The sequence below is a fragment of the Chryseobacterium sp. R2ACT005 genome, from assembly GCF_049949215.1.
Classification (GTDB): Bacteria; Bacteroidota; Bacteroidia; order Flavobacteriales; family Weeksellaceae; genus Chryseobacterium.
Genome location: NZ_CP188192.1, coordinates 2,048,495 through 2,070,135 on the forward strand (window position 1 = coordinate 2,048,495; position 21,641 = coordinate 2,070,135).

The window sequence follows — 21,641 nt, forward strand, 5'->3', positions numbered from 1 at the left end:
TCTTTACAGAGCATAACGACAAAATCTGTGATTAGAATTTAATCACAGATTTTATTTTTTGAAATCTATTCTACTTCAAAGACCGCCTGAATTTCAACCGAAGAATTCACCGGAATTGAAGATGCTCCAAAAGTCGCTCTGGCATGTTTTCCTTTGTCTCCGAAAACTTCAACGGCAAGATCAGAAGCAATATTCATCAAATCTGCATGTTTTGTATAATCGTCTTTTGTATTAAAAATTCCTGTAAGCTGCACACATTGCTTTACTCTGCTCAAATCTCCTCCCACAGCTTCTTTCAATACGGAAATAACGTTCAGCATAGTCACCTTTGTAGCTTCTTTTACCTGTTGTTCATTCACTTCAATGCCCAATTTTCCCGGATTGAGAATTTTTCCATCTTTCAAAGCAACCTGATTAATAAATACCAGATTTCCGGAACGGACAAACGGCTGATAGTTTCCTGCGGGTTTAGGAACCTGTGGAAGTATAATATTTTTTTGTCTCAGTATTTCATTAAAGTCCTGATGAGTTTCAGCGATAGGCGCGCTTTTTTTCGGGCGGGTATCTTTCAGAGCTAATGCTATTTTTGCAAAGTTTTTCCCTTGAAGCTCAGCAATATTCCGTTCTCCTTTGGTAGGTCTCTCCACATCTTTTAAAGAAGCCATACTTGTCACTCCTAAAACTGTATTTCCCTGTGGAATAGCTTTGTTTAGCTCTTCTGTTCCACGAATTCCGTTAGACACCAATACCATTCCGTGGACAGCAAGACTGTTCCAGAATGCCTGAAGTGCAAGCTCCTTTCCTGCTCCGCTCCCCGCTGACATAAAAACAGTAGCCGGAACTCCTTCCAAAGCGTGATTGGTCCAAAGCTGAACGGTTTTAGATAAAAATTCACTCATTCCTGTACTGATATTCCCGAAATAAACCGGTGAACCAAAAGCAATTCCATCGTAGTTTGTCAGTTCATCTACCGCTGCTACAGGCAGATTTTTCAGATTGGGATGTTGGGAAGCTTTGACTAATTTGATATAAGGAACTGCATTATTTTCGCTTTCAATGCCTTTGGCAATCTCTTTGGCCAGTTCATAGGTTCCGCCATTATCAGAATGGATAAGAACAAGTATTTTAGCTTTATTTTGTGCCATGATGTTGGTGATATTAGATAATAAAATTAAAATAAAAAAAAGACATAATTTTTTCATTCAGAATAAGATATAAGTTAATATTTTTTGTTGCGACAATTCTTTTTTAATGTCTGTTATCTTGATTATACAAAATTACTATTGTCGTTTTTATTAAATTTGCCAAAATATACATACAAAACGACAATATGAAATGTGGACTGATTGAAAAAACAGAAAGCCAGTTTGTAGATTCCATCGAAAAAGAAGCTTATGTATGGTGTGAAAAAAACTGGAAACATGATGACTATGAACATCAGCATAACCGTGCCCAGCTTACATTTGTGGAAGAAGGTTACCAATATTTCCATATCGACAGGAAGATTTATCTTGTCCCGCAGCATCATGTCATCTGGATTCCGTCAGAAAAAGCCCACAAAATAACTTCTGAAGCACAAACGGTGAACCTGATGGTTTTTCTGTTCAAGTCTGTTTTTGAAGATGAATTTTATCAGAATGTGCAGGTATTTGCCGTTCCTCCTGTTCTAAAAGAAATGCTTTTGTATGCTTCAAAATGGAACCAGTCATTGGATGAAAATGAAGAACAGGACCTATTTTTCAAAGCTATTTTAAAAAGTCTTCCCAACTTCTGCAAAGAAAGCAGCGGACTGGAGATCCCTGTTCCTACGGATACCAGATTGATTCCTGTATGCAATGATATCAATGTTCATTTTAAATATAACCTGGATATTGATTCATTAGCTGAAAAAGCACAAATGTCTGTGAGGAGCCTTCAGCGGATTTTTAAAAATGAAACCGGAATTACCCTGCAAAAATACCTGCAGCTGACAAGAATTTTAAAAAGCATAGAGCTGATAGATACCAGACAATATACTTTAAGTGAAGTTGCTTATAAAGTAGGCTATCAAAGTCTCTCCGCCTTCACATCATCCTACTTTGCCATTATGCAGGTAAAGCCAAAAATCAATAAAAACTAATGAGTTTCAGTATGAGGTATTGTCACTTTAAAGGTTGGCCATTGCTGCAAAAAGTGTATTCTTCAGACCTGATAGCATTTATTTTAAGATTAAAAGCCTGTTGAGTTCACTTTTAAAGCATCCCAATATAAATTCCGTATAATACAGCTGGGCATTCAGGGCTTGTGTTTTTGGGTGAAGTTCAAGCTTTTTAGTCAGAATGATCTCCCCTTTATAGGAAAATGAGAAATATGCAAAAATTTTATAGCCGGAACTCCGGTTCGGTGTACAGTAGCCGGTTGTGGCAATAGACCAATCCGATTCGTAGAGCCTTGCAACGTTTAATGCCATGGTCTCTGCAACATTTTCTGAAACACAGTCACATTCTTCAGCTTCCTGTCTGTTGACTTTTAACAGTCTTACTTTTTCCGGTAAAGAATAGGTTGTCATGCCTCCTTTATAGAACATAGAAGCATTAGGCATCTGTGAGAAAGCCAGCTGTAAACATCCTGAAGTAACACTTTCTGCAACGGAAATGGTCTCGTCAATGGTCATGAATGACTGGCTTATATATTCAAGAAGATTTTGTTGAAATTTCATAATATTATATTTTGAATGAGGTTTAAAATTATTTTAAGAAGATGAAAAAGAGAGGTTCAAAAAGCTGCTGAATGAATAAAACAGCAGCTTTCAAAACCCAAATATTAATATGGTGTGAAAGGTATTTTAATACTTAAGAATTTCTCTCCATTTCAAGATCCCATACTCTGTGTTGGGCAATAGCATTGATAAATTTATCTGCAGGATTTCCATCTTCCCATGTAATGATTCCAGGATCATCATGTTGTCTGGCTGATACATTGGAATGATGATAAAGAGCCTGTGTATTTGTACCGAAATAAATTGCCTTACAATGTCTGTAAGCTTCATTGATAAAATGGAGTACATGGTGTTTATTTTCTGAAATCATCAGTTCTTTTACCGAATCCGCACCTGAACAGATATAAAGTGCATCAAAACAAACACTGGCTGTATTGGTCAGAGAATGTTTCGGGGTCAGGTCTGTGCCGTCATTGGTTTTTATATGAGCAAGACTTGGCGCAATCAATTCAACTTTTGCACCTTCTGCTTCAAGTTTTGCCTTAAGATCGCTGACAGCTCCTCCATCAGCACCGTTGGCCAGGATGAATCCTATTTTTCTGGTTTTAATGGTATTTTTAACGGTATGTTTCATGCTTAAGGCATCAGAAATCTTTGTATTAGGGTCTCTTTCTTCGCTCTGAAGTTCTATAATATTACTGTCTGCAGGCAGACTTTGGTTAGGCCATTCTAATTTTTTGACTTCTACCCCTAATTTTTCTGCAACCCTCCAGGCCAAAGACATATCAATAAAAGCCAGCTGCCCTACCATTCTTTCTCTAATTTCAGGACGATTCACTTTAGACAATTCAAAGATCAATGCATTCTGAAGGTGAGTTTTTTCCGGTGTCGACTGGCTGTTGTAGAATAGTTTAGCCTGTGAATAATGATCTACAAAGCTTTTGCTTCTTTCCCTGATCTTTACCCCGGAAACTCTTTCCTGCTGGGAAGCAAAACCTCCCTCAGATATCATCGCCTGGAAAGGACATCCACCGCCTATGGAATTGGGTTCATAGCTCGTTTTTCCTTTGACAATCTGCTGTCTCATGTGTCCGTCCCTTTGATTATTATAAACGGTATTGATAGACCTGTTAATCGGGATTTCATGGAAATTGGGTGATCCCAGTCTTGACAGCTGAGTATCAGTATATGAAAATAGTCTTCCCTGCAGCAGCGGATCATTCGTAAAATCTATTCCGGGAATGATATGTCCGGGATGAAAAGCTACCTGTTCCGTTTCTGCAAAGAAATTATCCGGATTTTTGTTCAGGGTTAATGTTCCTACCATTTCTACGGGAACTTCTTCTTCAGGAACCAGTTTGGTAGGATCAAGAAGATCAAAATCAAATTTGTGCTCGTCTTCTTCAGGAATCAGCTGTACACCAAAATCCCATTCAGGATAATCACCGTTTTCAATGGCTTCCCAAAGGTCTCTTTTGTGAAAATCAGAATCTACTCCTGAAATAATCTGAGCTTCGTTCCAGGCTACAGAGTGTACTCCCAATTTTGGTTTAAAATGAAATTTCACAAAATGTACTTTTCCTTCCTCATTAATGAATTTGAAAGAATGTACCCCGAAGCCTTCCATCATTCTCAGACTTCTCGGAATAGCTCTGTCGCTCATCACCCACATAATCATGTGCATACTTTCAGGCATGAGTGAAATAAAATCCCAAAATGTATCATGTGCCGAAGCGGCCTGCGGAATTTCATTATCTGGTTCCGGTTTTACAGCGTGTACAAGGTCCGGAAATTTCATAGCATCCTGAATAAAAAACACAGGTATATTATTGGCCACCAAATCATAATTTCCTTCATCAGTATAGAATTTTACCGCAAAACCTCTTGCATCTCTTGCGAGATCTGTACTCCCTTTACTTCCTGCTACAGTTGAAAATCTTACAAAAACAGGTGTTTCTTTTCCCAGTTCTGTTAAAAATTTTGCTTTGGTATAGGCTGCAAGGCTTTTGTTAAGTTTAAAAACGCCATGGGCACCGGAACCTCTTGCATGCACTACTCTTTCGGGAATCCTTTCGTGATCAAAGTGGGTAATCTTCTCTCTCAGAATAAAATCTTCCAGTAATGAAGGACCGCGTTCTCCGGCTTTTAAAGAATCCTGATTATTATTAATCTTTAAACCCTGATTGGTGGTCAGTTTTTCATTTTCATTGGAAGTACTATGTACATCCAGCTGTTCTGCTTTTTTGTTGTGTTTGTTGGTTTCCATATTCATAATCTTTTTGTGGTTGGTGTTCAAAGCAGTGAGATAAGGAAATATTCTGCAGAATTAATCTGCCTTTTTTTCCAGAATTTCAAGAAGCCTGTTGATATATTCTTCCTCCTTCAGTACTTTATAGTAGGCTGTTTTAGCATACAAAGTGAAATCCGGGGATTCAAATCTTATTTCATCATCCATATCAGTGCTTTCCATGCTGTTTTTGGTATGAAACTCACGGATATGAAGGATATATTCTTCCATATAAGCATCTATTACTCTTTTCAGAACCTCACACTGAGCATTGTTTTTAATCTTTTCCAATGATTTGATCAGAAAAGCTGTCACTCCGTAAGAATTGATAATAAGCGGAAATAAAGACTCATTCTCCAGCGCATTATTTTTATCATTCAGCCCTGAATGTTGTAAAGTATCGTTTTCAAATATCATATTCAAAAAAGGTATTAGTTATGAGAAGCTTTTAAATATTGCTCAAAATAATGGAGGTCATTTTTATCTTTGATAGACAGATAAAACATGATCTGTTCCGGCTCTTTTAATCCGATACTGTTGAAGCAGTCAAAATGAGCAATTAATGCCTGTATACTTTCAATATCAATATCTTTCAGGATAATGAATAAAAGAAATATATTTTCTTTTATTTCTTTGGCATAGATTGCTGCTCCATCCCCAAAACATGTTCCTGTGTGGGTAATTTTTATAAAATCTTTGCGTCTCAGCGTTTTTATTATTTTCTGGCCATCCATATATTTTGATTTCATGGTTGAAACAAGCTATATAGAACAAGCTACATGGCTTATTGTATACTTTTAATCTTCCTGTTCTGCATCAAAATTGATGGATGTTTCCGCAATATCTGTAAGATGCGAATCGGTGTTTTCTTCTTCCTGAAGTGTTCTTTCAAGGAGATTGGCGGCTTTATCATGTCCCATGGTAATTGCAAGCTGTACAAGTCCGCCATACGTTGCAATTTCGTAATGTTCTACTTTTTGTGCAGCAATAATTAATGCAGCATCTCTTGTTGCAGAGCCGTCTTCTGTAGATTTGATGACTTATTCACCTTCTTCAATGATTCCTTTTATAGCCTTGCATTCCTTTTTTTCGGGCTTTTCATCAATAAGTTTAAAAACTTTTTCCAGACGTTTTACATGCTTTTGGGTCTGAAGATGGTGATCTTCAAAGGCATCCTTCAGTTCTGCGGTGGTAGCGGCTTCCGGCATTTTTTCCAATGCTTCAAGAATGGCATTTTCAGCATAATAAATATCTTTCAGGGCACTTACAAAGAATTTGTGAAGCGGGGCATTTTTCATTTCATCCTTGTTGACAGTCGTCTTATCTGCAGTTCTTTTCTGGGTGGCAGAAACTGAACTATTGGTTTCTAATATTTTATTGGGCATGGTGTAAATGATGTTTGTATTAATGGGATTACCTCTTTATATAGGTCTAAAAAGGCAATCCCGGAAAAAGAATTATGAATTATGTCTGCCTCCGAATCTGTAGGATGTCTGGCCTTTTGAACTACGATTTTCTTGAATTTCTAGTGTTCATAACTGAATTTTTACTATTACTATTTAGTGATGTGTATTGCAGCCCGTGACTAATATTAGACGGAAACAATTGAGTCTCGGTAATTTTAAAATGATGATAAAAGCAAATGCTTTTTGCGTGCCTTTATTGAGGTCTTAGGAATGGTATCGAATAATTCTTTACCAAATATACGTCAGAATAATTCACTTTTTTATGACCTGAGTCATGTTAATCGAATATTAATATAAAATTTTGCGGTCTTTTAAAGTGATGCTCCCTTCTTTTTCCATTTTTTTTAAAGTTCTGATCACTGTTTCCACACGCAGGCCTGTAAGATTGGCAATCTGCTGACGTGTAAATGCAATATGGAAACACTGGTGACAGTCTTCATCATGATAGCTTTTAAGATAATCCAATAAGCCTTTCAGCCTCTGCATAGGATTTTGCGATGCCAGGCTCTGCATCATTTTTAATTTATAAAAAATTTCCTGTGAAAGGCAGGCATTCATTTCCAGAGAAAGATCCGGATGCTGCCTGATCATTTCAAAGAAATTATTTTTGGGAAGTCTTATTATTCGGGAATCATCAAGACATATAGCATTGATTGGATAATCCTGATTGAGAAAAAGCATTGCTTCTCCAAAGCTCTGTTTTTTGCCCAGAATATTATGAATGAATTCTTTTCCGTTTTCATTATAATTATTCAATTTTACTTTTCCTTCACCAATCTGAAAATAATATAATGCATGATCCTCCTCTCTAAAAACTGATTCCTGTTTTTTATAGCCTTTGTCTTCTGCTCCAAAAGAGTACAGAAGATTTTCATCAATATTCATGCAGCTTATTGTCTTCATAACTTCACTAGCTTTTAAATAAAAAAAAATTTACAAATAATATGCTTTAAATTAGATTAGTATAAAATTTTACGATTTTCAATTCTCACAATTTTATCTCTTTCCATATGTTTGATGGTTCTTATAGCCGTTTCCACACACAGACCTGTAAGGCTTGCCATCTGCTGTCTCGTTAACGGAACCAAAAAAGAATAAGGAGTCAGATCCTTTTGAGAACTTTTAAGATAATCCATTAATCCCCTCAGCCGTATAGAAGGATTTTGAGACGAGAGATTCTGCATCATGACAAATTTATAATAAAGTCGTTCGGAAAGGAAGTTACTTACTTCCATGTATAATTCCGGAGATTGGTTCAGTAAATTAAAAAAAAGAGTTTTATGAAGCCTTAAAACAGTACATTCTGTAATGGCTTCAGCATTCATAGGATAAGGTTTTTCTATAAAAAGTATAGATTCTCCACAACTTTCTCCGTCAGATAAAATATTTTGAATAAATTCTCTCCCTTCCTCATTATAATTATTGAGTTTTACCTCTCCTTTAATAATCTGGTAATAGTAATTACTAATGTCCCCTTCACGGAAAATAGTTTCTGAAGGGGTATAATGTCTCGTTTCTGCTCCCGCTGAAATCAAAATATTTTCGTCGATAACCATAATAGCCTTTTTTGGAATTGTTTTCTTCTTCCTATCCTCTTAGTCTCAGTAAAAATAGTATTGGCAATCGATTTCTAACTGCATGCAAAAACCGCACCTTAATTATTGGCTATAATGTTAAATAAAGTTAAATAAATCATTAATTTCAATCAATTTTAAGCTTATTGATCTAAACTCATCAAAAAATCAGCTTTATACACAATATTTTGCAATCAAAAAACACTGCAATTCAACACAACGCTTTGATTATTAAAGCAAAAGCCCGGTTTCTGTATGAAACGGGGCTTTCTATATGGAGTTCTCAAAGAATTATTGGGTTGTCATTCTCAATATATTTTAATTATTTCGCAAATTTCTTAGTTCCTACAACACATAATATCACTCCTACTGTCACACCCAGCATTCCCATACTCACCTGCTCATGAAGAAGCCAGGCAGCCAATGCAAGGCCAAAGAAAGGCTGAAGCAGCTGCAGCTGTCCCACAGTAGCAATACCACCCTGCGCCAATCCTTTATACCAGAATATAAAACCAATGAACATACTGAAAAGAGAAATATAAGCCATTCCAAACCATCCCTGGAAACTCACACTCCCAATATCCTCAGGGAAATAAATAAAAAATAAAGGAATCATAACAGGCAATGCCAGTACCAAAGCCCAGGAAATCACCTGCCAGCCCCCTAATGTTTTGGATAATTTTGCCCCTTCAGCATAGCCCATACCGCATAAAATAACTGCCAGCAACATCAGAATATCGCCAATGGGTGAAGCAGATATTCCTTGTGAAACTGCATATCCAATCACTAAAAGACTTCCAACAATGGAGAAAAACCAAAATATAGGATGAGGCCTCTCACCCCCACGGAAAACTCCGAATATAGCGGTTGCCAAAGGAAGCATTCCCAAAAATACAATAGAATGAGCCGAAGTAAGGTATTGAAGAGCCAGTGCTGACAAAAGCGGAAAACCTACCACGCAGCCAAGAGAAACCAAGAGCAAAGGAATTAACTGCTCTTTAACGGGACGTTTTTCTTTACCCAGCCATAATACGATAAGAGCTAATATCCCTGCCACAGCTGCACGAACTATCGTCACAAAGGTCGGACTCATTTCCATGACTGCTAATTTGGTAGCAGGCAAACCACCGCTAAATAATACTACCCCTATAAAGCCGTTGATCCATCCGCTTATATTTTCATCTTTTGATATTTGTTTTGTTATCATTGTATCGAAACTTTTAATTGATGGTTCAAAATTAAAAAGGATAATTTGATAAACACAGTATCAGTTTTGTATATTTGCATGAGCACAGTTTGAAATATGAACAAAGAATTTTTATACACAGAAATTGCAGACGGAATTGCAGGACAGATCAGGAATGGTATTTTAAAGGCCGGAGATAAGCTTCCTTCGGTAAGAATGCTATGCCATGAATATCAGGTAAGTATGAATACAGCCAAGCGTGTTTTCCTGGAACTGGAATCCCAGTCTTTGGTAGAATCCAAACCGCAATCCGGTTATTTTGTGAGTCAGTTATTATCCGCAAAACTTCCTTTGCCGGAAGTGAGCCGTCCTTCATTGATCGCCAATAATGATGAACCGGATGAACTGATCAGTAAAGTATATGAAAATATGGGTAAAAAAGACCTTACTTTTTTCTCTATTGGAATTCCGTCAGGAGATCTTTTACCTCAGGCAAAACTGAAAAAAGAAATCGTAAACGCTATCAGGGAATTAAAAGAAGGAGGTACCGAATATGAAGAACTTCAGGGAAATCTGAAATTAAGAAGAATGATTGCCATACGTTCTTTACAATGGGGAGGAAATCTGAGTGAAAACGACCTGATTACTACCAATGGCGGAATGAATGCTTTGTCTTTCTGCTTAATGGCATTAGGAAAATCCGGCGATACAATTGCTATTGAAAGCCCTTGCTATCCGGGAATTCTACAGCTGGCAAACGGAATGGGTTTAAAAGTATTGGAACTTCCTACACACCCTACTACCGGAATAGAAATTGAGGCTTTAAAAAAAGTAATTCCCCAAATAGACATCTGCCTGCTCATTCCGAACTTCAATTCACCCTTGGGAAGCTGTATGCCTGATGAAAATAAAAAAGAAATTGTAAAAATACTTTCGGAAAACAATATTCCACTGATTGAAGATGATGTCTATGGAGATCTTTATTTCGGCTCTACGCGCCCAAAATGTTGTAAATCTTTTGATAAAGACGGAAATGTACTGTATTGCAGTTCCATTTCAAAAACTTTGGCTCCGGGATATCGTGTAGGCTGGATTGCTCCTGGAAAGTATAAAGACAAAATCATGAAGCTTAAGCTCCTGCATTCCACGTCCTCTATTTCAATTGTTAATGAAGCTGTAGCCAACTTTCTGAAATCCGGAAAATATGAAAAACACCTACAGCAGCTCCGCAGAACCCTGCAAAACAATTATCAGAACTATGTTCAGACCATTGCAGAATCTTTCCCGGAAGGTACCAAAACCAGCCGTCCACAGGGAGGATTGTCTTTATGGGTAGAATTTGACAAAAAGATACGGACAACAGAACTATACGATCTGGCCATCAAGCAAAATATAAGTATTGCTCCCGGAAGAATGTTTACCTTTCAGGAGCAGTTTGAAAACTGTATGAGACTCTGTATAGGACTTCCGTGGTCGGAAGATACACAAGCAAAACTCAGACAGGTTGGAAATCTTGCGAAAAAAATTTATTTGAAATAAGGAAGATGGAAGTTATTATAATTTTAAGAATAGATTATGTCAATTCTTATTAAGGATGTTTAAATAATAACTATCAAGTTCTTTTGTGTTTACCAGAACTTCAAGCTTCCCTCTCCCATCTTCCATCCTTTTTTATTTATTATCCGGGACGAAGTTTTTTCTCGCCAGCTCTTTTCTTACACGGCTCAGACTCTCAGGAGTAATTCCAAGGTAAGACGCAATCATCCATTGTGGAACTCTCAAAAGCAAATCAGGATACATTTTAATAAATTTCATATATCTTTCTTCTGCCGTCTCACCAAGCAAAGAGTTGATTCTGTTTTGAAGACTTCTGATATGTTTCTGAAGCAGAAAATCACTTCTTTCAATACTGTTTGGAAAGTGTTCAACCAGCTTATTAAAGAAATCAGGATGCAGAAACAGAATTTCTGAATCTTCAACCGCTTCTATATAATAAATGGATTTTTCATTGAAATAAAGACTGCTTCGGTCAGAAATCAGCCAGCTTTCAGGAGCAAACTGTATAATATGCTCTTTCCCGTTTTTATCAATGGAATACATCTTCAACAGACCTTTTTCTACAAAGAATATATGCCGGCATATTTCGCCGTACTGAAGAAGAAACTGATTTTTAGGAATTTTCTTTACTTCATAGTGCAGGCTGCAAGTGTTCACATTTTGAAGGGGAACATTTAAAACTTTGGCTAAATAATCATTTATATTCTTCATGATACAATCTGGCTTAAAGAAATATCCTGGTGTGAAGCATTGTTTACAGGTTTTCCGTTCTCTATTACAATCAGCTGCGGACTTTCGTGTCTGATCTCAAAATCTGCCGCTATTTTATTGGAAACAGATCTGTGAGCCAACAGATCAAGGTAGTATACATTGACCGGCTGATCTGAATTTTCAACTTCTTTTTCAAAATTCTTCAGTACAGTTCTGCTGATAAAACAGCTTGTTGAATGTTTAAATATAGCAATTCTATTCCTAAAAGAGTCTTCTATAGCTTTTGTAAGGTCTTCTTCAGACTCTATCTTTTTCCAGAATGTTTTTTGGTCAGGGGTTTCGTTTTTTCCACCGAATATTTTATCAAAAAAACTCATACATTAAATTGTTTTAGATGATGATCAAGATGTTTGTATTCTAAAAATGTCCAGTCTTTTTCAGTCATGTTTCCGAATAACCTGTGATGATCCGGCAGGTTGCTTTTTTCACAAGCTTCCCGGAATTCTTCAAGCGTTTTCAGCAGATTGGTTTTTGACACATCAAAATCACACTCAAAATTAACGATTAGTTTTTGAAAAGTAGGCATGTTTCTGGGAATTCCATTATTGAAGACATACATTTCTGTTTTAGTGAATATGCCTATGGTCTTATACACAACGTTGATACGGGGAAGTTCTACTTTTTTTAAAGCTACCTGAAGAACTAGGTCACAGTGCTTTAGCATTTGACATACGTCCATTTTCCCCCATTTTCCAGGGGAATTTTCATATAACATGGAAATTCGGTCTACAATTTCCCTATAATATATGGGATTATTAAGACGTTTCCTTACCAACCTTTTTCTATCTTCAGGTTTTCAATATGAGCAAAATGATGATTACAATGCCAGACGTACAAAGCAAGGCTGTCTCTTAGATTATAATCTCTGTTATGCTCCGGATGATGAAAAGTTCTTTCAAATTGTTTATTCGTAAGGCTTTTAAGGAGTACAACCCATCTTTGGTGCGTTCCTTTCAGCATTCTCATAGCCGGTTTTACAGGCATATGGTAACTATCCTGAAGTTCTGCCCACTTGGCTTCATCATAAGGCTTTATGGTAGGATTATCTTCTGTAAGAGCCAGCTTAAAACGGATAAAACTATTCATATGACTGTCCGAAAGGTGGTTCACAAGCTGTCTTATAGTCCAGCCTCCTTCTCTGTAGGGAGTATCCAATTGATCGTCCGTAAAATATTCAATGAGATTTTTTAGCCTGCCGGGAAAGTCTTTGATCACTTTGATGTAAGTATCCAGTGTAGTATCGCAGATATTTTCTGGAGCTTCAAACGGGCCTATCGGAAACTTTTTTTTCTCTAAATCACTCATTGCTCAAGGGTTTAATTTTTAATTATTGCCGATTTGTCCGATGGTTATCTTTTGGAACAATTTATTAATATCAGCTTCTGTAAATTTATCAAAAATTCAAGAATCTAAGGTGAATAAAGCATTAATTATACCGATAACAATTTTTGTGGTACCAATTTTCATCAAAAAAGGCTTCAATGATAAACTGAAGCCTTTTTTTTTAAATTTATATTGATAAAGGACTAATAACCATGTAAATCAATACCTTCTGTTCTTTGTAAGGTTACTTTTCGGCCCATTTTCTTCTGGATTACTCTGAAATGCTGCAATTCATCATCTGTCAGAATACTGATTGCTGTCCCTTTCTCATTAGCACGCCCTGTTCTGCCGATACGGTGAATATAATCTAAAGGAGAACGCGGCAATTCGTAATTGATCACGCATGGTAATGAATCGATGTGAATTCCACGCCCAAGCAGGTCTGTTGCCACCAAAATCTGGGCTCCGTTTACTTTAAACTCTTCCAGGTTATTCCTGCGGGCTCCCTGCGATTTCTGGCTGTGAATAGCCACCGCTTTAATTTTATTCTTTTTGAGCTTTTCCACCAGGTTATCTGCAGATCTTGTAGACGAAACAAAGATCAAAGCCTTTTCCACCTTTTTTTCCTTAATTAAATAACGAAGGAAAGGACCTTTATTTTCAGGAGAAACATGATATGCAAGTTGTTCGATATTATCAATTTCAACTTCTTCTTTTTTTATTTCAATAATAGTGGGATTGATAGACAGGCGTTCTTTCATTTCAGAAACCTTATCATTTAAAGTCGCTGAAAATAAAGTCGTTTGCTTCACCACAGGCATCATTCCGAAAAGCTTATTCATTTCTTCTCCAAAGCCCAGCTGAAACATTTTATCCGCTTCATCAATCACCAGATGCTGAATTCCTGAAATACTCAATGCATTATGGTCAATTAAGTCTAACAGACGTCCCGGAGTGGCAATAAGAACTTCTACCCCAAACATTCCTTTCATCTGTGGATTGATGGAAACACCTCCATAAACAGCCATTGTACGAATCTCCCGCTTCAGATTTTCTGTAAAAGCTCTGAAAACTTCATCAATCTGAATAGCCAATTCACGGGTAGGAACCAATATTAAAACCTGAACATTACGGTCTTTTTTAACTTCAGCATTCTGTAGTTTTTCTAAAATAGGCATTACAAAACAAGCCGTTTTCCCGGAACCTGTCTGTGCAATCCCCATTAAATCTTTCCCCTGCAAAATAACAGGAACTGCCTGCTCCTGTATTGGAAATGGTTTTAAATACCCTAATTTGTTAACAGAACGAATAATATTGTGTGATAATCCTAACGATTCAAATGACATAAAAATACTTATTTACTGCAAAGATAAGCTATTGAGATTTAGTTCCATTTTTTTGAACCGTAAAAGGCTTGAAGCCGGGAGATGGAAGAAAGAAGTACGAAGGACATAAAGGAATACATAATACTCTCTGCTTCATCATTTTTAAAAAGTTCTTATGCAAAGACAGTGAGCAGTTGTACCACTGAAAGCACTTCCGGCTTATTATTTTTTTTATTGCCGATTTGTCCGAAAATTCGGGTTTGGACAAATTTTTGAAGATTAGTTTTGTAAATTTATCAAAAATTCGAGAAATCAAAATATGAAAAAAGCGTTAATAATAGTCGATGTACAGAATGATTTTTGTGAAGGCGGAGCCCTTGCAGTCCCTAGATCCAACGAAATTATCCCGTATATCAATCTTCTCATGGAGGAAAATGCATATGATCAGGTGGTTCTGACACAGGACTGGCATCCTGCAGGACACAAAAGTTTTGCAAGCAGTAATGGCAGACAGGTTGGAGAAAGTATTATTTTAAATGGTGTTCCACAGTTTATGTGGCCGGATCACTGTATTCAGGGAACTTTCGGGGCAGAATTCCACAAAGATCTGAACAGAGACAAAGTAACCCATATTGTACAAAAAGGCAAAAATATAGAAATTGACAGCTACAGCGGCTTCCAGGATAATAATCACTTTATGAAAACCGGACTGGACGATTTCTTAAAATATCACGATATCCAACTGGTTGAAATCGTAGGGCTGGCATTAGACTATTGTGTGAAGTTCACGGCTCAGGATGCTGTGGCCAACGGATATGTAACATGCCTTCACTTCAATGGTACACGTGCTGTAAACGTAAAACCGGACAACGCCAGAGATGCCATCTACGAGATGATTGAAAAAGGAGTGACAGTTTTAGGGTAATGATCAATTATAAATGATGAGTTATGAATTCTGGAATTCATACTTAATACAATAAAAAAAGCGCAGAATTACTTTCTGCGCTTTTTTGTTTTTTACACTTAAATGTATTGTTTAAAAGAATGATATAAGTTACAAATCCGAATCTGCTATTCATTTTATAACTCATAATTCATCATTATATTAAAGCATTTTAAGGTTATTTACTTCCAGTTCTGTAAGGATTCTCCAGTGTCCTCTCTTGATATTCTTCTTCGTCAATCCTGCAAACATTACTCTGTCTAAAGCTTCCACTTCGTACCCTAATCTTTGGAATATTCTTCTGATAACACGGTTCCATCCAATATGAATCTCAATTCCGATTTCATTTTTTGGTTTTCCTTCAATGTACGAAATCTGATCAACAACTGCTATACCTTCATCAAGACGGATTCCTTCTGCAATAAGACGTAGATCTTCCCCGGTAAGCTTTTTATCTAACGTTACATGGTAAATCTTTTTAGCATCAAAAGATGGATGCGTCAATTTTTTAGTCATGTGTCCGTCATTGGTCAATAAAATAACCCCCGTTGTGGAACGGTCTAATCTTCCAACAGGGAAAACTCTATAAGGAGAAGCATTAGCTACAAGATCCATTACTGTTTTTCTTGCTTTGTCATCTTTCGTCGTAGAAATATAACCTTTTGGTTTATTCAAAAGTACATAAACCGGTTTTTCCGGAGTAATATTTTGTCCGTCAAAAACTACTCTGTCGGTTTTCTGCACCTGATAGCCCATTTCGTTGACTACTTTTCCGTTTACCTCTACCAGTCCCTGAGTAATAAGATCATCAGCTTCTCTCCTGCTGCAGATCCCTGAATTGGCAATATACTTATTTAGACGGATAGTATCTTTATGAACATCTTTGTCAATTTTATTTAACCTTCTTTTTTGTACAAAAGACTTTGCTCTGTCATCTCTTTCATCTCCATTAGAGGGTCTTCTGCCATATTTCAGACTACCTCTTTCATATTTATCTCTTGTATTAAAACTGTTTCCTCCTCTTTTTGATTTTCCGAAAGATTTTCTCTCAAAGCTCTCACTTTTATTGGTGATGTAAGGTTTTTTTTCAGATTTTGAACCCATATCTTCGCTGGAACCTTCAGAGCTGTCTGTATTTCTCTTGAAAGGTTTTTTGTCGAATTTTGAGTTAGCCCCTCTATGTTCAGGAGCTGTTCTGCCTCCGTCTTTAGAAAAAGGTTTTTTAAAAGGTTTTGATCCTGAAGAATTTCCAGATCTGGAAGCACGAGAATCATCAGAACTTTTCTTGGTTGAAATTCTTGGTCTCTTTGGTCTGTCTGAATTATTATTATCTCTGCTCATTCTAAAAATTTCTGCAAAGATAGTAATTTAGTTACGAGTTAAAAATTAAGAATCATAACTTTGCACTATAGTTTACATTTTAACTTTACAAATATTAGAAGATGATAACAATATTAAACGATAATTTTTCTCAGCTTAACGGGTTTCTTCATGAAAAATCTTTCAGTAAAATTTTCATTCTTGTAGATGAAAACACTCATGAATACTGCCTTCCTATTCTTTTAGGAAATATGGAAACAGACCTTGGCTTTGAAATTTTAGAGATTGAAGCCGGAGAAGAAATGAAAAATATCCAGACTGCCAATCAGCTTTGGGAAATTCTTACGGAAATGCAGGCAGACAGAAAAGCGCTGGTTATCAATCTTGGTGGCGGCGTGATTACTGATATGGGTGGATTTGTGGCATCTACTTATAAAAGAGGTATCCAGTTCATCAATATCCCTACTACCCTTTTATCTATGTGTGATGCTTCCATAGGAGGAAAAACAGGTATTGACCTGATGCATTATAAAAATATGGTGGGAACTTTCGCATTCCCGGAACAAATCTTTATTTTTCCGAAATTCTTAGAAACATTACCGTTTAAAGAATTAAGAAGTGGGTTCGCTGAAATGCTGAAACATGGATTAATTGCTGATAAAAATCATTGGGACCAGCTGATCAAAGTTCGTAAACTGGAGGTGGAAACGGTAATTCCGCATATTCAGACTTCTATGAATATTAAACAGGATGTTGTAGATAAAGATTTCCACGAACAGAATATCAGAAAAACTTTGAATTTCGGGCATACAATAGGCCATGCTGTGGAAAGTTTATGTTTACAGCAAGGAAATCCTATCCTTCACGGAGAAGCGGTTGCCATGGGAATGATTGCAGAAACTCATCTGGCTTGTCTGGAGAATCTTATTTCTGAAACAGATGCAAATATGGTTATTGAAAATGTACAGAGATACTATCCTTACCTGGATATCAATGATTTTAAAGATGAAGATATCACTGCATTATTACTGAATGATAAAAAGAATACAGACAGTAAAATCAATTTTTCCCTGCTTTCCGGAATCGGTTCTTGTACTTATGACCATCAGTGCAGACAGGAAAACATCCTTAAATCTCTGTCTTTTTATAGAAAATTGAATAATGCTTAACTGTTTTTTGGAAAAATAAACATGGTTTAAAAGGTTGTTTTTAACAAAATTGTCAATTTAGAGCTCTTCTAAACAAATGTTTATTTAAATTTATAATCAATTGAAAATCAATTTTATATTTTAAAAATCACTTAAACACTAAGTGATTTTTTTATTGATTTTACTCATAAAAAAGATTTTTGGCAAGCAATTTGAAAGATACTCTGCGTTCAACTGAAAAATGTTGAACAAGTAGTAAAATTTAAAATTAAGAAAGAGTAAAATTAAAAAATTAAAGTTATGAAAAAGTTAATTTTAGGATTAGCGTTAACTGCAGGAACATTCGCATTCGCTCAACAGACAGGAAACACATCTTCTAATCCAGTAACATTTGGGGTGAAAGGAGGAATGAACGTATCTTCACTTTCAAAAGACAGTGGACTTGATGATCAGAAATCTAAAATAGGATTCAATGCAGGTGTATTTGCCAATATTCCATTGGCAGCTTCATTCAGCGTTCAACCAGAGGTTCAATACTCACAATATGGTAATAAATCAGATTATACTATAGGAGGAACAAAGTTTTCAGCTTCAACTAAATTAGATTATATTACAGTACCGGTAATGTTCCAGTACAACCTGATTCCCGACCTTTATGTGGAAGCAGGACCAGAATTCGGTTTCATGGTAAGTGCTAAAAACAAGTTCAAAAATGAATCAAACGGACAGTCAAATACCACAGATAATTACAAAGACAATTTAAATACATTCAACTTTGGTATTGGTCTTGGTGCCGGATATTATTTCACTCCGAACTTAGGGCTTACAGCAAGATACGTTGCTGGTTTAACTGATGTAGCGAAAAACAGACCTAGTGGATCTGATGCTACAAGAAACAACCTATTCCAGGTAGGATTAGCTTATAAATTCAAATAAGCTTACACATTCACGAACAAATTTTATATTCAATAGAAAAGATCAGATTAATTTTTTAATCTGGTCTTTTTTTTATGGTAAAGCATTGATCCTTTGATAAAACATTAAATATATATCCCAAACTATTGATTTTTTAATTAGTTAAAAATTTGATAAAGTCTTTACTGAAGGGGGTTCACGGCATATTGTTTGTTGCTTTCCGAGCGTTAAACAACTTAAAATAAAACTAATCTATGAAAAAGATTTTTCTAGGCCTGGCACTTATCGCAGGTACTTTCGTTTTTGCGCAGAACACTTCAACTGATGCTGCCACTCCATCCACATCTTCTTCTAAAATCAAATTCGGTTTGAAAGCGGGACTTAATGTTTCCAGTCTTTCTAATATGGATATGAAATCAAAAGCAGGATTTTATGGTGGCTTTTTTGTGAATATTCCTGTCGCAAAAGATTTTGCTATCCAGCCGGAAGTATTGTATAGCGCTGTTGGGGCAAAAGAAAAAGGAGGAAGAAATTCAAAACTTAATTTAGAATACATTTCCGTTCCTGTAATGTTTCAGTATAAAGCACTTCCTAATTTTTATGTAGAAGCTGGACCTCAATTTAGTTTCCTTATGGGGGCAGAACAAAAGGATGATGTCGGAAGTTTACAACTTAAAAATGCAACCAAGGGTTTCGATTTCGGAATCGGATTAGGAGCTGGTTATAATATTACCAAAAATATTGGTGTAAATGTGAGATATACTGCAGGGTTATCTGATATTGTGAATGCAAAACAACAGAGATATCTTTATGGGTATGGCAGATCAGGATCTGTAAGAAACGGAGTATTCCAGGTAGGAGTAAATTACAAATTCTAAAGCTTGTTTAGCTTTTCTCGTTAAGTTTTAATAATTAAAGTGGGGCCAGATTAATTTTTAATCCGGCTTTTTTATGTAAAAAAAAATTTACTTTTTCCAGTATACACTATAAACACTGGATTTACAATCAGTTTTAACTTTGGCACGCCATTTGATTCTTAATGAAATGTTAAATAAAACTTAAAAACTATTAAAATATAAAACTTATGAAAAAGATTTTTTTAGGCCTTGCACTAGTAGCAGGTACTTTCACTTTCGCTCAGAAGACTTCAACTTCTACTGCTTCATCTTCTCCAGTTAGATTTGGTGTAAAAGCAGGTCTTAACGTTTCTACTATTTCTAACAGTGACTTAAATTCAAAGGCTGGATTTTATGGAGGTGTTTTTGCAAACATTCCTGTAGCACAAGACTTCTCTGTACAGCCAGAAGTATTATACAGTGGTTTGGGCGGTAAATATAAAGGTAACGGTGATCTAAAGCTTAACACAGATTATATCGCAGTACCGATAATGTTACAGTACAACCTTATTCCTAATTTATATGTAGAAGCTGGTCCTCAATTCGGTTTCCTTATCAGTGCTAAAGGAAAAGGCAACGGTGGCTCTGTAGATATTAAAGACAATTTGAAAAGTTTTGATTTCGGAATTGGTCTTGGAGCGGGATATTATTTCACACAAAATATTGGAGTGAATCTAAGATATACTGCAGGATTATCTGATGTCCCTAAAAACAACCCAGGTGATGCTTCCAGAAATGGTGTATTCCAGGTAGGTTTAGCTTATAAATTCTAAAAAATTAGGCCGCTTTTAAAAGCAGACTTTCTAATCAATACAAAGCCGGATTAAATTTAATCCGGCTTTTTTATTACACTGATGTTTTTTGGCAAGAAATTTGCGTATTGAGTAGTGATTGTACTCTATTCCGGAAATCCCAACTTATGATTCCGTTTTTACAATGAAATAGGTATTGGTTCAATTGAATTTCAATGCTCAAATCTAACTATTACCATTATAAACTTTTAACGTGAACGGCATTGGGTGGATTAACACATAGAATGCAAAGCATGATACAGAAATGTATTTTGCTCAATAATTAGATACATTTTGATTTCAATAGAAAAAGTCAGGTTTATTAGTTTAAGCCTGACTTTTTCGCTTATTGCATGATTTTTATCACTTCTCCCTTTTGTGGCAGATATTTTGTCGCGATGATGAAAAATTAAAACTTTAAAATCATGAAAAAACTCTTTGTAGTACTGGCAGTTGCAGGCAGCCTTTTCGCAAATGCACAGGAAAAAAATCAGTCAAAAATTTCTTCTCCTGTTACTTTTGGTGTTAAAGCAGGCTTGAATGGATCTACGCTTACCAGAGGAGACGGTTATGAATATGATAACAATGAAAAAATGAAAGTAGGTTTTCATGCAGGAGTGTTCGCAAATATTCCGGTTTCTGAAAAATTCAGCCTCCAGCCGGAACTTCTTTTCAGCCAGCTGGGATCAAAATCAGACTATAACTACAGAACAAGCTCAGGGAATTACAGAAGAACACAGCATTATGATTATAGTACAACATTAAATTACCTTTCTCTTCCTGTAATGGTTCAATATAATATTCTGCCTCAGCTGTATGTAGAAGCAGGTCCTGAATTTGGATATCTGTTGGGAGGAAAAACAAAAGGAGATTTAACCACTATTGAGACCACTGGAAATTCAATTACGATTGATCATACAGACCATATCTCAAAGAATATTTCAACAAGCCTTTTTAACCGTTTTAATCTGGGGTTAGGTATTGGTGCCGGATATTACTTTACTAAAAATTTTGGCGTGACCGCAAGGTTTAGTGCTGGTATTACTGAAGTTTACAAGTACAACGAGGATGATAAAGTAAGAAATAATGCACTTCAGATTGGAGCTGCTTATAAGTTTAAATAGGGATATTTATTATTTTCAAAAATCGATACCGGACCGTAAATGGTCCGGTATTTTATTTCAGGTCTTGAAAACAGCCTGGATACCCCGTTATTTTTATAAAAACAACTTCTGCTTTTTAATTATTTATCATTTCAATTATCTACATTAAAGCGTTCTGAGTCTTCAACTCTTTTCATAAAATATTCAGTTTGGCAATACATTTATTCATCAAAAAGGGATAAATGATTTAAAAAAAACTTTCCAAAAAGCCCTTCAAAAGCCCTATAAATAAGCATTTTTCAACTTTGGCAAGCAATTTGCAAAATAAATGGAGTCTG

General features: G+C 36.0%; 22 protein-coding genes and 1 pseudogene. 8 read left to right on the forward strand and 15 right to left on the reverse strand.

The window, feature by feature from the left end:
- Positions 1–65: 65 nt before the first annotated feature.
- The gene (locus tag ACPF63_RS09445) at positions 66–1,202 is read right to left on the reverse strand and encodes an Atu1372/SO_1960 family protein (protein ID WP_426482815.1); all 1,137 of its coding nucleotides are present in this window, start codon (positions 1,200–1,202) and stop codon (positions 66–68) included.
- Between the two features lie 128 nt (positions 1,203–1,330).
- Between ACPF63_RS09445 and ACPF63_RS09450 the strand changes: the two genes are divergently transcribed.
- On the forward strand, positions 1,331–2,119 hold the full coding sequence (locus ACPF63_RS09450) for an AraC family transcriptional regulator (protein ID WP_426482816.1): 789 nt from the start codon (positions 1,331–1,333) through the stop codon (positions 2,117–2,119).
- Positions 2,120–2,197: 78 nt separating this feature from the next.
- On the opposite strand, the gene ACPF63_RS09455 is transcribed toward ACPF63_RS09450, so the two are convergent.
- From ACPF63_RS09455 to ACPF63_RS09490, 8 genes and pseudogenes are all read right to left on the reverse strand, one after another.
- Positions 2,198–2,698: a CinA family protein gene (locus tag ACPF63_RS09455; RefSeq protein ID WP_426482817.1), complete on the reverse strand. Its 501-nt coding sequence runs from the start codon at positions 2,696–2,698 to the stop codon at positions 2,198–2,200.
- Positions 2,699–2,831: 133 nt separating this feature from the next.
- The gene (locus ACPF63_RS09460) at positions 2,832–4,970 is read right to left on the reverse strand and encodes a catalase (protein WP_426482818.1); all 2,139 of its coding nucleotides are present in this window, start codon (positions 4,968–4,970) and stop codon (positions 2,832–2,834) included.
- Between the two features lie 54 nt (positions 4,971–5,024).
- Positions 5,025–5,402, reverse strand: a complete 378-nt coding sequence (locus ACPF63_RS09465) for a hypothetical protein (RefSeq protein WP_077417479.1) — start codon at positions 5,400–5,402, stop codon at positions 5,025–5,027.
- A 14-nt stretch (positions 5,403–5,416) separates the two neighbouring features.
- The gene (locus tag ACPF63_RS09470; protein WP_426482819.1) at positions 5,417–5,734 is read right to left on the reverse strand and encodes a hypothetical protein; all 318 of its coding nucleotides are present in this window, start codon (positions 5,732–5,734) and stop codon (positions 5,417–5,419) included.
- 48 nt (positions 5,735–5,782) lie between these two features.
- A pseudogene (locus tag ACPF63_RS09475) lies at positions 5,783–6,370 on the reverse strand (ferritin-like domain-containing protein).
- A 369-nt stretch (positions 6,371–6,739) separates the two neighbouring features.
- Positions 6,740–7,354 (reverse strand): Crp/Fnr family transcriptional regulator, encoded by a 615-nt coding sequence (locus ACPF63_RS09480; RefSeq protein ID WP_426482820.1) that lies wholly within the window; start codon positions 7,352–7,354, stop codon positions 6,740–6,742.
- A gap of 56 nt (positions 7,355–7,410) precedes the next feature.
- A complete protein-coding gene (locus ACPF63_RS09485; RefSeq protein ID WP_077417484.1) occupies positions 7,411–8,007 on the reverse strand; it encodes a Crp/Fnr family transcriptional regulator in 597 nt (198 codons plus the stop codon).
- A gap of 340 nt (positions 8,008–8,347) precedes the next feature.
- Positions 8,348–9,232 (reverse strand): DMT family transporter, encoded by an 885-nt coding sequence (locus ACPF63_RS09490; protein WP_077417486.1) that lies wholly within the window; start codon positions 9,230–9,232, stop codon positions 8,348–8,350.
- 96 nt (positions 9,233–9,328) lie between these two features.
- On the opposite strand from ACPF63_RS09490, the gene ACPF63_RS09495 reads away from it, so the two are divergent.
- On the forward strand, positions 9,329–10,750 hold the full coding sequence (locus tag ACPF63_RS09495; protein ID WP_426482821.1) for a PLP-dependent aminotransferase family protein: 1,422 nt from the start codon (positions 9,329–9,331) through the stop codon (positions 10,748–10,750).
- Positions 10,751–10,882: 132 nt separating this feature from the next.
- On the opposite strand, the gene ACPF63_RS09500 is transcribed toward ACPF63_RS09495, so the two are convergent.
- The 5 genes from ACPF63_RS09500 to ACPF63_RS09520 all read right to left on the reverse strand — a co-directional run bounded on the left by ACPF63_RS09500 (position 10,883) and on the right by ACPF63_RS09520 (position 14,208).
- Positions 10,883–11,479 carry a Crp/Fnr family transcriptional regulator gene (locus tag ACPF63_RS09500; RefSeq protein WP_426482822.1) on the reverse strand — a complete coding sequence of 199 codons (597 nt, stop codon included), beginning with the start codon at positions 11,477–11,479 and terminating at the stop codon, positions 10,883–10,885.
- A complete protein-coding gene (gene ytxJ / locus ACPF63_RS09505) occupies positions 11,476–11,856 on the reverse strand; it encodes a bacillithiol system redox-active protein YtxJ (RefSeq protein WP_426482823.1) in 381 nt (126 codons plus the stop codon). Before ytxJ ends, ACPF63_RS09500 begins: the two co-directional genes overlap by 4 nt.
- Positions 11,853–12,218 carry a DUF1569 domain-containing protein gene (locus ACPF63_RS09510; RefSeq protein WP_426482824.1) on the reverse strand — a complete coding sequence of 122 codons (366 nt, stop codon included), beginning with the start codon at positions 12,216–12,218 and terminating at the stop codon, positions 11,853–11,855. The genes ytxJ and ACPF63_RS09510 overlap by 4 nt, the downstream gene beginning before the upstream one ends.
- Before the next feature lie 89 nt (positions 12,219–12,307).
- Positions 12,308–12,844: a YfiT family bacillithiol transferase gene (locus ACPF63_RS09515; protein WP_426482825.1), complete on the reverse strand. Its 537-nt coding sequence runs from the start codon at positions 12,842–12,844 to the stop codon at positions 12,308–12,310.
- Between the two features lie 221 nt (positions 12,845–13,065).
- The gene (locus ACPF63_RS09520; protein ID WP_426482826.1) at positions 13,066–14,208 is read right to left on the reverse strand and encodes a DEAD/DEAH box helicase; all 1,143 of its coding nucleotides are present in this window, start codon (positions 14,206–14,208) and stop codon (positions 13,066–13,068) included.
- Positions 14,209–14,506: 298 nt separating this feature from the next.
- On the opposite strand from ACPF63_RS09520, the gene pncA reads away from it, so the two are divergent.
- Positions 14,507–15,112 carry a bifunctional nicotinamidase/pyrazinamidase gene (gene pncA / locus ACPF63_RS09525; protein WP_426482827.1) on the forward strand — a complete coding sequence of 202 codons (606 nt, stop codon included), beginning with the start codon at positions 14,507–14,509 and terminating at the stop codon, positions 15,110–15,112.
- Positions 15,113–15,292: 180 nt separating this feature from the next.
- Here the strand turns inward: pncA and ACPF63_RS09530 are convergent, their stop codons facing one another.
- Positions 15,293–16,471, reverse strand: coding sequence for a pseudouridine synthase (locus ACPF63_RS09530; RefSeq protein ID WP_232538943.1), 1,179 nt, complete (start codon positions 16,469–16,471; stop codon positions 15,293–15,295).
- A 101-nt stretch (positions 16,472–16,572) separates the two neighbouring features.
- Here ACPF63_RS09530 and aroB point away from each other — a divergent pair, with 101 nt between their 5' ends.
- From aroB to ACPF63_RS09555, 5 genes are all read left to right on the forward strand, one after another.
- On the forward strand, positions 16,573–17,619 hold the full coding sequence (gene aroB / locus ACPF63_RS09535; RefSeq protein ID WP_426482828.1) for a 3-dehydroquinate synthase: 1,047 nt from the start codon (positions 16,573–16,575) through the stop codon (positions 17,617–17,619).
- 279 nt (positions 17,620–17,898) lie between these two features.
- Positions 17,899–18,534, forward strand: coding sequence for a porin family protein (locus ACPF63_RS09540; protein ID WP_077417504.1), 636 nt, complete (start codon positions 17,899–17,901; stop codon positions 18,532–18,534).
- A 233-nt stretch (positions 18,535–18,767) separates the two neighbouring features.
- On the forward strand, positions 18,768–19,391 hold the full coding sequence (locus ACPF63_RS09545; RefSeq protein ID WP_426482829.1) for a porin family protein: 624 nt from the start codon (positions 18,768–18,770) through the stop codon (positions 19,389–19,391).
- A gap of 206 nt (positions 19,392–19,597) precedes the next feature.
- Positions 19,598–20,182, forward strand: a complete 585-nt coding sequence (locus tag ACPF63_RS09550) for a porin family protein (RefSeq protein WP_426482830.1) — start codon at positions 19,598–19,600, stop codon at positions 20,180–20,182.
- A 443-nt stretch (positions 20,183–20,625) separates the two neighbouring features.
- A complete protein-coding gene (locus ACPF63_RS09555) occupies positions 20,626–21,324 on the forward strand; it encodes a porin family protein (RefSeq protein ID WP_426482831.1) in 699 nt (232 codons plus the stop codon).
- Positions 21,325–21,641: the final 317 nt, after the last annotated feature.